The 12,540-nt window shown below is 71.6% G+C and carries 12 protein-coding genes; 7 read left to right on the top strand and 5 right to left on the bottom strand.

Annotated elements, in window-relative coordinates:
- Positions 1 to 193: 193 nt before the first annotated feature.
- The 3 genes from ACQRWP_RS08215 to ACQRWP_RS08205 form a co-directional block, all read right to left on the bottom strand.
- The gene (locus tag ACQRWP_RS08215; RefSeq protein ID WP_430501538.1) at positions 194 to 1,156 is read right to left on the bottom strand and encodes a hypothetical protein; all 963 of its coding nucleotides are present in this window, start codon (positions 1,154 to 1,156) and stop codon (positions 194 to 196) included.
- Positions 1,157 to 1,211: 55 nt separating this feature from the next.
- On the bottom strand, positions 1,212 to 2,039 hold the full coding sequence (locus tag ACQRWP_RS08210; protein ID WP_430501537.1) for a peptidoglycan-binding domain-containing protein: 828 nt from the start codon (positions 2,037 to 2,039) through the stop codon (positions 1,212 to 1,214).
- A gap of 221 nt (positions 2,040 to 2,260) precedes the next feature.
- The gene (locus ACQRWP_RS08205) at positions 2,261 to 2,617 is read right to left on the bottom strand and encodes an L-rhamnose mutarotase (protein WP_430501536.1); all 357 of its coding nucleotides are present in this window, start codon (positions 2,615 to 2,617) and stop codon (positions 2,261 to 2,263) included.
- Between the two features lie 165 nt (positions 2,618 to 2,782).
- Here ACQRWP_RS08205 and ACQRWP_RS08200 point away from each other — a divergent pair, with 165 nt between their 5' ends.
- The 6 genes from ACQRWP_RS08200 to ACQRWP_RS08175 all read left to right on the top strand — a co-directional run bounded on the left by ACQRWP_RS08200 (position 2,783) and on the right by ACQRWP_RS08175 (position 9,036).
- Entirely contained in the window at positions 2,783 to 3,463 is a 681-nt protein-coding gene (locus tag ACQRWP_RS08200) for a response regulator (protein WP_430501535.1), read from the top strand.
- Between the two features lie 12 nt (positions 3,464 to 3,475).
- On the top strand, positions 3,476 to 4,945 hold the full coding sequence (locus ACQRWP_RS08195; RefSeq protein WP_430501534.1) for a sensor histidine kinase: 1,470 nt from the start codon (positions 3,476 to 3,478) through the stop codon (positions 4,943 to 4,945).
- A complete protein-coding gene (locus ACQRWP_RS08190; protein WP_430501533.1) occupies positions 4,942 to 5,841 on the top strand; it encodes a Gmad2 immunoglobulin-like domain-containing protein in 900 nt (299 codons plus the stop codon). Before ACQRWP_RS08195 ends, ACQRWP_RS08190 begins: the two co-directional genes overlap by 4 nt.
- Positions 5,842 to 5,978: 137 nt before the next feature.
- On the top strand, positions 5,979 to 6,608 hold the full coding sequence (locus tag ACQRWP_RS08185) for a TetR/AcrR family transcriptional regulator (RefSeq protein ID WP_425700005.1): 630 nt from the start codon (positions 5,979 to 5,981) through the stop codon (positions 6,606 to 6,608).
- A gap of 33 nt (positions 6,609 to 6,641) precedes the next feature.
- A complete protein-coding gene (locus tag ACQRWP_RS08180; protein WP_430501532.1) occupies positions 6,642 to 8,135 on the top strand; it encodes a DHA2 family efflux MFS transporter permease subunit in 1,494 nt (497 codons plus the stop codon).
- A 109-nt stretch (positions 8,136 to 8,244) separates the two neighbouring features.
- Positions 8,245 to 9,036: a maleylpyruvate isomerase family mycothiol-dependent enzyme gene (locus tag ACQRWP_RS08175; RefSeq protein WP_430501531.1), complete on the top strand. Its 792-nt coding sequence runs from the start codon at positions 8,245 to 8,247 to the stop codon at positions 9,034 to 9,036.
- A gap of 42 nt (positions 9,037 to 9,078) precedes the next feature.
- On the opposite strand, the gene ACQRWP_RS08170 is transcribed toward ACQRWP_RS08175, so the two are convergent.
- Both ACQRWP_RS08170 and ACQRWP_RS08165 read right to left on the bottom strand, forming a co-directional pair.
- Positions 9,079 to 10,278: an RtcB family protein gene (locus ACQRWP_RS08170; RefSeq protein WP_430501530.1), complete on the bottom strand. Its 1,200-nt coding sequence runs from the start codon at positions 10,276 to 10,278 to the stop codon at positions 9,079 to 9,081.
- A 435-nt stretch (positions 10,279 to 10,713) separates the two neighbouring features.
- Complete coding sequence (locus ACQRWP_RS08165) at positions 10,714 to 11,274, bottom strand: hypothetical protein (protein ID WP_430501529.1); 561 nt, start codon at positions 11,272 to 11,274, stop codon at positions 10,714 to 10,716.
- Positions 11,275 to 11,540: 266 nt separating this feature from the next.
- Here ACQRWP_RS08165 and ACQRWP_RS08160 point away from each other — a divergent pair, with 266 nt between their 5' ends.
- A complete protein-coding gene (locus tag ACQRWP_RS08160; protein WP_430501528.1) occupies positions 11,541 to 12,506 on the top strand; it encodes a helix-turn-helix transcriptional regulator in 966 nt (321 codons plus the stop codon).
- Positions 12,507 to 12,540 lie beyond the last annotated feature (34 nt).

The following is a 12,540-nucleotide window of genomic DNA, read 5'->3' as shown; positions in this document are numbered from 1 at the left end:
CTCACCAGGGCTACGAACTGAACCGATCCCAATCGACAGGCACGCCCACAAATTTGTCGAGGACTTTCGACCGGAGGCAGTCTCGGGACCTGACGGGCGAGCCCGACCACCGATTCTCGCAGCTTGACCGACCGCTGACCGACGGCACGCCGGCCGGATCACCGGCCGGCGTGCGGTGCAGCCGGGTGGGTCGTCAGTAATTCACGTAGGCGGTCACGGCGCGGTGCTCGGAGTACTCGCCGCCGGTCATCGACGGCGTGATGGTCGCGGCGTTACTGAAGCCGTTGCCGCTCTTGACCAGCAGGAAGTCGATCCGCCGACTGCCGTTGGTGTCGTACGCCGAGGAGCAGTCGCGGCTGCCGCACTTCTCGGCGATCGGGTCGCGGTACCCGTCGGCCTTACCGTCGTTCCACCAGCCCGCGTCCTCGGGCTCGGCATTGGCATCACCCGCGACGATCTTCAGGCCGCCGCCGAGGCGATCCATCGCCTCGTCGGCCTCCTTGATGTTCTCGTCTGCGCACAGAGGGCCGTGCCAGGTGTTGGTCGGCCAGTGGATCGAGGCCACCGACACGTCCTCGTTGCGGACGTTGTCGTGCAGGCGGACGGCGATGTTGTGGACGCGGTCCTGACTGCTGCGCGTGGGTTCGAGGTTCTGGCACCCACCGGTGCCGGCGTCGTAGTCCTCGGGGGCGTCGGATCGCCACCGGGTGGCGTCCTCGAACGTGAACCGGTCCGAGCGGTAGATGACCGCGTTCGTCTGCTGGTTCTTCAGCTTGCCGCAGGTGCTGGTGTAACCCATCGAACCCGGGCTCGCGATCGCGATCTGTCCGGCGTACGTACCGGGCAGCTCGTCGGAGAGGCGCTGCGTGAGGGTGTTGAGCTGCGTCTGGTTGGACACCTGCTGCACGGTGAAGATGTCCGGGCTCAGCGGCCGGCCCTTGAGGTAGGTGATCAGCCGGTCCCAGCTGTACCCGTCCGCGCAGGAGCTCGGCAGCCAGTTCTCGATGTTGTTGTTGTAGACCACCAGGTAACTCGTCGAGGTGTTCACGGCCGCCTGGGCCCCGGTCGAACTGGCGACGCTGATCGCCGCGGTGGTGAGGATCGTGGTGAGCACGGCGACGGTGCCGCGCAGGAAACGGCTACTACGGATGGACAATTTCGCTCCTCTGTACGCCGAACAACCCGCATCGAAGTGGGAGAACCGGTAGGCCTCAGAGCGTGCGCTGGTACTCCTCCCAGGTCCGCTTCGGGCTGACCGCCGGTCCATCATCGACGCCGCGGTTGGCCAGGCCGTTACGACCGAGGTAATAGTCGCCGGCCTGGTTCTGCGCACCGGTCGACTGGTCGGTGTCGGAGAGTGCGATGGCGTGGATGTGGTAACCCCAGTCCCCCTGGGCCGGGGTCCGCAGCCACGCGGCAAAGCCCACAGTGCGCAGTCGGCGCAGCACGTCCGTCCGGACCGCCGAGGAGAGACCGCTGACCGAGAGGTCGAGCGCGCCGCCGCCGTCGTGTGTGCCGGCGGAGGCGCCCACACCGCTGCTGTACGAGCCCTGCGTGATGCCGAGCTGGCGGCCGAGCAGGCGTTCGGCCTCGAACAGCATCGACCTGGTGCGCGTGTTGACCTGCACACCGCGCAGGGTCACCACGCTGCCGGGCGAGATCGCCCTGACCACGGTGTACCGTCCCTCGCCGAGCGACCGCAGCGACGACGGGCCGGGCAGACCTGTCGCGTCGAGACCGGTGTAGCCGAGGGACCGCTGGTACGCGGCGTACGCGGCGATCGTGCTGGTGCCGAAATGACCGTCGACGTACGCCGACGAGAGCAGCCCTCTCGCCTGGAGTGCGCGCTCGACCAGCAGGACGCTGTCCTTGGCCCCCTCGGTCAGCGCGGTGTCCGGCCGGCGCGGGTCGATCTGCGCCGCCTTGATCAGCGCCTCCATGTCCAGCTGCGGCAGAGCGGCCGCGGCCGAGCCAGCCAGCGGTACGGCGCCGACTACCGCCGCACCGGCGGCGACGAGCAGGTTCCTTCTCGTGAGCACGCTTCCTCCGTAATATATCGACGGATCCGCATAGCGGAATGAAGCTATTCTTCAATGCGGGAGCGGAGTTGTCACCCCGCTGGGGCGTACGAACGTCCTCGGGATCGCCTCCCACCCATCGACACGGATGGTCGGGACCGGCCGGCCCCGACCATCCGATGGCGCCCACCCGACCGGCGTCCGACGCAGGTCTGTGGGCCACCGTCGCAGCTGCGTGTCAGCTAGCTGCCGGAGCTCTGCTGGGTCGGGTCGGGTGCCTGCCCGACAGCCTCGTCGGTGAGGTGCCAGACCTCGCGCATCGGGGCCCACCAGTCCCCCGAGCCGGGCTCGGCGATCGACTCCTGACACGGGTCGGTCAGCTTCCACCACTCCTGCGTCTGCGGGTCCGCGGCGATCAGCCGCAGGTCGGCCTCGTAGTCGTCGCCCACGTACTCGTAGTAGCCGAAGAGCAGGTCGTCGTGGAGGAAGATGGTGTAGTTGCGGAAGTTCGCCTCGCGCAGCGTCTTCTCGACGCTCGGCCAGACGGCGGCGTGCAACCGCAGGTAGGTCTCCCGCTGCTCGGGGCGGAGTCGGATCACGCAGCCATGACGTTTCACGTCGTGCCCTTTCGTGTGAGCTGGTCCAGGGGTGCCGAAGGCACCCGACCGTAGCGGTTGGACCGTGCCCGAAGGGGGCCAGCCGGCCGCCGATCTCGACCGTTTTGCCAGGACTACGCACGGTGGCGCCGGGTCTACCCTCGGATGATGGAGGGCCGCGTGTTGGTGGTCGAGGACGACTTCTCGATCCGGGAGGTCACCGCCCTCGGTCTGCGTCGCGCCGGTTTCCGCGTCGACACCGCCGTCGATGGGCGGCAGGCCCTGGCCACGTTCCGCGCCCACCCGGTCGACCTCATCGTGCTCGACATCATGCTGCCGGGCCTGGACGGCCTGGAGGTCTGCCGGGAGATCCGGCGGACCAGCCAGGTGCCGATCCTGATGCTGACCGCGCGCACCGACACCATCGACGTGGTGGTCGGGCTGGAGTGCGGCGCGGACGACTATCTGCGCAAGCCCTTCGACCTGCCCGAGCTGGTGGCCCGGGTCCGCTCGGTGCTGCGTCGGGTGAGCGTGCCGGCCCCCTCGACCGTCATCGAGATCGGTGGCCTGGAGATCGACCCGGGCGGCTTCGTGGTCCGCCGGCACGGCCAAGAGGTGGCGCTCACCGCCACCGAGTTCCGCCTGTTACTGGAGCTGGCCCGCCGGCCCGGTCAGGTCTTCACCCGGGATCTGCTGCTGGACCTGGTCTGGAACCACGACTTCCTCGGCGACTCCCGACTGGTCGACGTGGCGGTGCAGCGGCTACGCGCGAAGGTCGAGGACGACCCGGCGCAGCCACGGCTGATCCGGACCGTGCGCGGCGCCGGCTACAAACTGTCGACGGGCTGACGGGGGGCGGCGATGGCCGGACGCGCGGTGTTCCCCGGCCGCCTGCGGCGCCGACTGACGATCGCGTTCGTCCTGGTCGCCGGCGTCTCGGCCGGGCTGCTCGCCGGCGGGACCGGGCTGCTGCTGCGGCAGTCCTGGTTGGACGCATCGCTGCACGAGGCCGCCGCCGACGCCCGCTACCAACTCGTTCTCGCTGGGCAGTTCCTTCCGCTGACCGAGCAGCGCAGCACCGAACTGCTCACCAGCTTCGAGGCCAGCGGTCGGCACGTGCTGCTCGTCGACGGCCCGACCCGCGCCTCGCACCCCGCGTACGCCCCGGTGCTGGGCACCCGGTTGCGGGCCGTCGTCGCGGACGGGCGGCTCGGCTATCAGCGCTCCGCCCCGGCGGAGCGTCCTCGGCTCCTGGTGATCGGTGCGCGCATTCCCGACTCGACCGCCGAGCTGTACGTCCTGACCGTGGAGGACGACGTCGCCACCGACCTGGGTCAGCTACGCACCGCGCTGGTGGCCGGCTGGGTGCTCGTGGTGCTGCTCGCCGCCGCGGTGGGTCACACGTTGGCTCGCCGCACGTTGGAGCCGGTGGGCCGGGCCAGCCGGGCCGCCCGAGCGCTCACCGAGGGCCTGCTCGCCACCCGCCTGCCGGTACGCGGGCGCGACGAGTTCAGCGTGTGGGCGGCGACGTTCAACGAGATGGCCGAGGCACTGGAGTCGAAGATCGCGGCGCTCTCGGCCGCGCAGGCCCGCGAGCGGCGGTTCACCGCCGACGTCGCGCACGAGCTGCGTACCCCGGTGACCGCGTTGGTGGCCGCGGCGTCGCTGCTGCGCGAGCACCTCGACCAGCTGCCCGACGACGCCCGGCCGGCGGCCCGGCTACTGGTCGGCGACGTGGTCCGGTTGCGCCGGTTGGTCGAGGATCTGATGGAGATCTCCCGGCTGGACGCCGGGCGGGAGCAGCTGGCCGTCGGGCCGGTCGACGCGTTGGCGCTGCTGCACGGCATCGTCGCGGCGCGCGGCTGGTCGCCCCGGGTGCGGGTCACCGGTGATCCGGTCGCGGTGCGCACTGACCCGCGTCGGCTGGAGCGCGTGCTGGCCAACCTGGTCGCCAACGCGGTCGAGCACGGCGGTGGCGAGATCACGGCCAGCGTGGCGGGCGCGGGCCGCCTGGTCGTCTTCCAGGTCACCGACGAGGGGCCGGGCATCCCGGCCGAGCATCTGTCCCGCGTGTTCGACCGGTTCCACCAGGTCGATCCGTCCCGCTCCGCGCCGGGCAGTGGGCTCGGGCTGGCCATCGCGCGGGAGCACGCCGAGCTGCTCCGCGGCGCGCTGGGCGTGCGCAGCGAACCGGGCGAGGGGACCCGGTTCCGGCTGGAGCTGCCCGCTGACGGTCCCGCCGGCCCGCACGGTGACCTGCCGCGCCCGGACGATCGCGCCAGCCCGGGTCCGGTTGGGCGTGCCGCCGGCGCGGCGGGCGGTGTGGGGTGACCGGCCGCGGCGCGGTCGGGCTGGGCGTACCGGTGCTCGTCGCGGCGCTCCTGCTCGGCGGCTGCGGCACTCCCCGCTCCGGTGACCTCGGCCCGGCCCCCATCGCGCCGCCGCCGAGCGCCGCGCCCACCGAGCGCCCGGAACCCACCCCGACCCGGGCCGCGGAGCCGACGCCACCACCCACGAACCGGCCGCCGCGTCCGTCGACACCGGCGTCCACCGGCACGCGCCGGCCGGACCCGGTGACCATCGAGCTGTGGTACGTCCGCGCCGGGCTGCTCGTGCCGACCCGGCGCACCCGGCCGGCCACGGTCGCGACGTCCCGGCTGGCGCTGACCGAACTGGCCGCCGGACCGAGCCCGGCCGAGGCTGCCACCGGGATGACCACCCTGCTTCCGGCCGGCGTCGAGGTCACGCGCATCGCCGACGGCGTGGCGACGCTGCGGGTGCCGTCCGTCGGCGACCCGGCCAACCGGCGGCTGCGCGAGGCACAGGTGGTGTGGACGCTCACCCAGTTCCCCAGCGTGCGTCAGGTTCGCCTCGACGTCGCCGCCCCGGTCGACCGGACGGACTACGCGGACCTGTTACCACCGATCGTGGTCACCGGCCCGATCCCCGGCGAGCGCGTCTCCGCCCCGCTCGTGGTCACCGGCACCGCCACCGTGTTCGAGGCCACGGTGAGCGTCCGGGTGCTGGACGCCGCCGGCCGGGAGGTGGCCACCGCTTTCGGCACCGCCAGTTGCGGCAGCGGCTGCCGGGGTGGCTACCGGGTCGTGGTCGGCTGGCGCGCGGTCCGCGAACAGAAGGGCACGGTCGAGGTGTACGAGGTGTCCGCCGAAAACGGCGCGCGGATCAACACGATGGCAGTGCCGGTGGTCCTCGCCCCCGGCGGCTGACCACCCCGTTCACCCGCCGGACTCCCTGTGGAAACGCAATCGTTTCGTCGACTCAGTGCGAGGCAACTCACGAAAACCTGCACGATCAGCCAACCGCGAACTAGGGTCAGTACGACATCGTTTCGCGGGGGGTCGGGATGCTGGGTGGTCAGCAGGTGGGCGCGGGTGCCGGGGTTCCGGCAGCCCGGGCTCCGCGCTGCACCGACAGCGACCTGTTCACCGTCGTCATCGACACCCTGCGCGAGGTCGGCTTCGACCGGATGACCATCGACGCCGTCGCCGCCCGCGCCCACGTCAGCAAGGCCACCATCTACCGGCGCTGGGACGGCAAGGCCGAGCTGGTCGTCGCCGCCCTGCGCGACCGGCACGTGGGTGTACACAACCCGCCCGACACCGGCTCCCTGCGCGGCGACCTGATCGAGTTGCTGCGGGCCACGGCCGCGATCTGCACGGCCGACTGTGACCTGATGCAGGCCTTGACCTTCGCCATGCGGACCAACCCCGAGCTGGAACGCCTGGTGCGTCACCAGGTGCTGCCGGCCGGGCGGGTGGCCAGCACCGCCATCCTGGTCCGGGCCGCCGCCCGCGGGGAGATCCCGCCGGAGGCCGGCGAGCGGGAGCTGTTCCACGATCTGGCGCCCGCGCTCACCATGTCCCGCATCGTCGCGCACGGCCTACCCGCCGATGACGCGTTCCTCACCCAGGTCGTCGACCAGGTGCTGATCCCGGTACTCCGCTATCAGCACGACCGTCCGTCGCCGGCCTGATTCACCGATATTCGCAACACGGAAGGCTTCACCATGCCCGGAACCACCTCGACCGCGCCCGGCGCGCCCAACGCCGGGGCGTCGACAGGCGCACCGCACCCGCGGCGCTGGATCGCGCTGGCGGTCATCGCGGTCTCACAGCTGATGGTCGTCCTGGACGCCACCATCGTGAACATCGCGCTGCCGCAGGCCCAGGCCGACCTGGGGATCACCGACGCGAACCGGCAGTGGGTGATCACCGCCTACACGCTGGCCTTCGGCGGTCTGCTCCTGCTCGGCGGTCGCATCGCCGACTACTGGGGGCGCAAGCGCACCTTCCTGGTCGGCATGACCGGTTTCGCGCTCGCCTCCGCCCTGGGCGGTCTGGCCACCACCGGTGAGATGCTCTTCGCCGCCCGCGCGTTGCAGGGCGCCTTCGGCGCGCTACTCGCCCCGGCCGCACTGGCGCTGCTCACCGTCCTGTTCACCGAGGCCACCGAGCGGGCCAAGGCCTTCGCGGTGTACGGCGCGATCGCCGGCGGTGGGTCGGCGGTCGGCCTGCTGCTCGGCGGGGTGCTCACCGAGTACGCCGACTGGCGCTGGTGCCTGTTGGTCAACATCCCGGTCGCCGCCATCGCCATTGCGTTCGCGCTGCCGCTGGTGCCGGAGAGCCGGGCCCACGGCAACACCCGCTACGACGTGCCCGGTGCGATCGTGGTGACCGCCGGCCTGGTCTCCCTGGTCTACGGCTTCACCAAGGCCGCCGAGGACGGCTGGGACGCCACCGCGACGCTCGGTTTCATCGCCGCGGGCGTGGTGCTGCTCGCCGTCTTCGTGGTGATCGAGCTGCGCTCCAGCCACCCGCTGCTGCCGCTGCGGATCCTGCTGGACCGCAACCGGGGCGGTGCGTTCCTCACCTCGACCCTGATCGGCGCCGGCCTGTTCGGGGCGTTCCTCTTCCTGACCTTCTACTTCCAGGTGGTGTTGCAGTACAAGCCCCTCGAAGCCGGTCTCGCGTCCCTGCCGGTCACCGCCGGTGTGCTGATCGCCGCGGGTGGCGCCAGCCAGCTGATGCCCCGGTTGGGTGCCAAGCCGCTGATGGTCGCCGGTGCGGCGCTCGCCGCCCTGGGCATGCTGGTGCTGACCCAGATCGACGTGGACACCTCGTTCCTCACCCACCTGCTGCCCGCGCAGGTCGTCCTGGGCCTGGGGCTGGGCTTCACCTTCGTCCCGCTGTCCAGCCTCGCCCTGGTCGGGGTGCCGGAGCACGACGCCGGCGCGGCCAGCGCGACGCTCAACGCCACCCAGCAGATCGGTGGCTCGCTCGGCACCGCGCTGCTGAACACCTTCTACACCAGCGCGGTCGCCGCCTATCTGGTCGGCCGGGCGCCGAACCCGGTCAACCAGGTCGAGGCGCTGGTACACGGCTACCGGGTGGCCTTCGCCTGGGGCGCGGCGCTGATCGTGCTCGCCGGACTGGCCACCCTGGTGCTGGTGAAGGTCCGCAAGGAGGACATCCCGACCGGCAACACCGTGCACATGGGCTGAGCTGACCGACGTGGCCGCCGGCCGGAGCGCCCCGACCCCGGGGTGGTCCGGCCGGCGGCCACGTCCGGTAGCGTCCCGACCATCGTCGAAAATCCGTTTGAGGAGATCCATGTCGACCCCTGCTGACCAGATCATCACAGCTCTGCGCGCGGGCCACGAGGAGCTCGCTTCGCTCGTACGGGACCTCAAGGAGGACGACCTGCTCCGGCCGTCGGGGGCCAGCGAGTGGCAGGTCTCCCAGGTGCTGAGCCACCTGGGCAGCGGCGCCGAGATCAACCTGGCGACGCTGGACGCCGCTCGCACCGGCGCGCCCGGCCCGGATGGGGACTTCAACCGTGGCGTCTGGGCCCGCTGGGACGCGATGTCCCCAGCCGAGCACGCCGCCGGGTTCCTCGCCACCAACGAACGGCTGGTCGAGGCGTACGAGGCGTTGGACGCCGAGACCCGGGCCTCGATGCGGATCGACCTCGGCTTCCTCCCGGAGCCGGTCGATGTGGCCACCGCGGCCCGGTTCCGGCTCAGCGAGTTCGCCCTGCACCAGTGGGACGCCGAGGTGGCGTTCAACTCGTTCGCGGCGGTGACGCCGGGGGCGGTGGCGCTGCTGCTCGACCAGATCGGCGGCATGCTGGCCTGGACCAGCCGACCGCAGGAGCTGGCCGGCCGGGAGGCCACTCTGCTGGTCCGGCTGCACGCGCCCGAGCGGACGTTCGGGCTGCGGCTGGGCGAGAAGGTCGAGATCGTCGACGCGCCGGAGCGTCCCGACGGCGAGCTGGTGGCCCCGGCCGAGGCGTGGCTGCGGCTGGCCACCGGACGGCTGGGCCCCCAGCACACCCCCGAAGGGGTGCAGGTGACCGGCTCGGTGACCCTCGACGACCTGCGCCGAGTCTTCGTCGGCTTCTGACCAGCGGCCGTGCGGGCCGGTCTCCCCGGCCCGCACGGCACGTCAGCCCTTCACGCAGACCACCTGCTTGAGGTGCGCGACCACCTCGACCAGGTCCTCCTGCTGGGCCATCACCTCGGTGATGTCCTTGTACGCGCCGGGGATCTCGTCGACCACCCCGGCGTCCTTGCGGCACTCCACCCCGGCGGTCTGCGCGGCCAGGTCCTCCGTGCTGAAGGTCCGCTTGGCCTGCGCCCGAGACATCCGACGCCCCGCCCCGTGCGACGCCGAGCAGTACGCGTCCGCGTTTCCCCGCCCTCGCACGATGTACGACCCGGTGCCCATCGACCCGGGGATGATGCCCAGGTCACCCCGGCCAGCCCGGATGGCGCCCTTGCGGGTCACCAGCACGTCCACCCCGTCGTAGCTCTCCTCGGAGACGTAGTTGTGGTGGCAGCTGATGGGCTCGTCGTAGCCGACCTGCGGGAAGTGCTCACGCACCACACCGCAGAGCAGGGCCAACATGACCGCCCGGTTACGCCGGGCGTACTCCTGCGCCCACCACAGATCCCGCCGGTACGCGTCCATCTCCGGCGTCCCGGCGAGGAACACGGCCAGGTCCCGGTCCGGAAGGTCGGCGTTGTGCGGCAGCTCTCGGGCCACCCCGATGTGCCGCTCGGCCAGCTCCTTGCCGATGTTGCGGGACCCGGAGTGCAGCATCAGCCAGACCCGTCCCTCGTCGGCGCCGCCCTGCTCCAGGCAGACCTCGATGAAGTGGTTACCCCCGCCGAGGGTGCCGATCTGCCGCTGCGCCCGCGTCTCCAGCTGCGCCACCCGGCGGTCCAGGCCGGCGAACCGGCCCCAGAAGTCGTCCCAGCCGGCCTGCTCCAGGCCCCGGATCCGACGCGTGTCGACCGAGTCCTTGCGCTGGGCGAAGCCGACCGGGATGGTGGCCTCGATCGCGGAGCGCAGCCCGGCCAGGTCGTCAGGCAGGTCGGTGGCGGTCAGCGAGGTACGGACCGCCGACATCCCGCAGCCGATGTCGACGCCGACCGCGGCCGGCGAGACGGCCTGCCGCATCGCGATCACCGAGCCGACGGTGGCGCCCTTGCCGAAGTGCACGTCGGGCATGACGGCGACACCCTGCACCCAGGGCAGCGCGCCGATGTTGCGCAGCTGCTTGGCGGCCTGCGGCTCGATGGCGTACGGGTCGGTCCAGACCCGGACCGGTGCCCGGGTACCGGCGAGGGGGGTGAATCCCATCGTGGTCTCCTTCTGTCGTGCGGTGACCGTTAATGATCAGATTTTGGCGGCCAGCGGCGGTGCGCGGATACGAAAGGGCCGCCCGATCCCGGTGGGATGGGCGGCCGGCGGACGCGTCAGCGTCGGCGTCAGTCGCGCCACCCCGGCTCGTTCCGCCGCAACGGGCAGTAGGCACGGGTTTTGGCGGTGATCTGCACAGGGGTGCCGGCGGGGAGCAGGCACCAGCGGGCATCGGTGCGGACGCGTCGCGACATGGCGTACTCCCCTCGGGGTGTGATCGGCTGACCTTGCACCGACGACAGTAGAAGGGACGCGGCACGTCCGCAATGGATATCGCCGCCCAGCGTCCGCCCACCCGACGGGTGACCGCCGGCAGATACTTTTTGCGGTCCAGTGGGTTGTGATCCCAGCGAGCCCGGGTGGGGGGCGTGTCCCCTAGCGCTTAGCGCCGTCGGCGCAGTTCGGGGCAGGATTCTCGCCGGCCACGACGAAGTCCTCGCAGGTGACGAAGCGGTAATTGAAGTGCCCGACGAGGAAGCCGGTCAGCGCCACGATGGCGACGATCGCCACCACGGTGAGTTTGATGCGCCAACCCGAGAGGGTGAAGTAGTTGGGCGCGAGCAACTGGACGATGACGGCCGCGACGAACGGCGCCACGGCCAGTGAAGCGACGTTCAGGATCCGGTAGGCGATCTCCGCGACGGCACCGAGAGGCTGCGGTGCGCCCAGTCTCAGCAGCAGGAACGCAATTGGAGGCAGGAAGAAGAGCAGCACCCAGGAGTGGGTGTGCAGCCGCCGGCGCAGAAGGAGCGCGCTCAGGAGCACGACGAGGGAGAGGACGAACAGTTCCTGTCGCCGGTAGTAGTAGATGGTTTGGTGCGTACCGAGAGCGAACGCGACGTCCCAGGCCCACAGGGAGGCGCCGAAGGCGATCGCGTAGAAGCCCCCCAGCTTCTGCTCCGCCGTTCCCCGGAGGAGATCGTCGCCGTCGGTCAACTCTTGCGACTTCCTGGCGGCTCGCCTGGCCGGACCATTTTCGTGCATGTCCCCGCCTATCGTGCTCGCCGCCCAGCCGTGGCGTTCCATCGCCTCCGGTCCGGGGGCGCGAGGAGCGGACGGGCGGCTCGGTTCCCGCGACCTCTATGGCCGTAACGACGAAGGGGAACCTTGGGCTTCGGCCCAGACCGGCTCGGCAGGGCGCGTCCGACGGAACGGGCGACCGGAAGCGGCCCCCGCCGCGATTCGCTGGCAGACTCGCCGACATGGTGGAGACCTCCGTGCGCCTGCTGCGGCTGCTGACTCTCCTACAGGTCCGACGGGAGTGGTCCGGCGCCGAGCTGGCCGACCGGCTCGCGGTCACCACCCGCACGGTACGCACGGATGTGGAGCGGCTGCGGGTGCTGGGCTACCAGATCGAGTCACACCCGGGGGTCGCCGGCGGCTACCGGCTCGGTGCCGGGTCGGCGCTGCCACCGCTGCTGCTCGACGACGACGAGGCCGTGGCGGTGGCCGTCGGGCTGCGGGCCGCGGCTGGTGGCTCGGTGACCGGCATCGAGGAGACATCGCTGCGGGCGCTGGCCAAGCTGGAGCAGTCGTTGCCGTCACGGCTGCGGCACCGGGTGGACGCCCTGCGCTCGGCGACGGTCTCCGCCGCTGGCGGTGGCCCGACCGTGGACGCCGACACTCTGACCGCCGTCTCCACGGCCGCGCACCGCCGGGAGCGGCTGCGGTTCGACTACGCCGGTCATGACGGCACGGTCAGCGTGCGCGACGTCGAGCCGTACCGTCTGGTCTACACCGGGCGGCGGTGGTACCTGCTGGGATGGGATACCGACCGGGCCGACTGGCGGACGTTCCGCGCCGACCGGATCCAACCCCGGGTGCCGACCGGCCCGCGCTTCGCGCCGCGGGAGCCGCCGGGTGGCGACGCGGTCGCGCACGTGCTGCGCGGCGTCGGCTCCACGGCCTGGCCACACCCCGCCCGGGTACGCCTGCACGCGTCGGCCGAGGCGATGGCGCGGCGGATTCCCACCACGGCGGGTCTGCTGGAGGCGATCGACGAGCGGGCCTGTCTGCTGCACACCGGCGGGGAGTCGCTGGGCAATCTCGCTGCCTTCCTCGGCACCCTGGAGGTCGACTTCGACGTGCTCGACCCGCCGGAGCTGCGTGCCGTCGTCCGGGACGTCGCCGCCCGGTTCGCTCGCGCCGCCGGCCCCGTGCCGGGGTGAGTGGCGTTTCACCCCGGCGCGGACGTGGCAGTGG

This window comes from Micromonospora trifolii (assembly GCF_050516465.1).
GTDB classification, from domain to species: domain Bacteria; phylum Actinomycetota; class Actinomycetes; order Mycobacteriales; family Micromonosporaceae; genus Micromonospora; species Micromonospora trifolii.
This window is presented reverse-complemented; position numbering and strand designations above follow the sequence as displayed.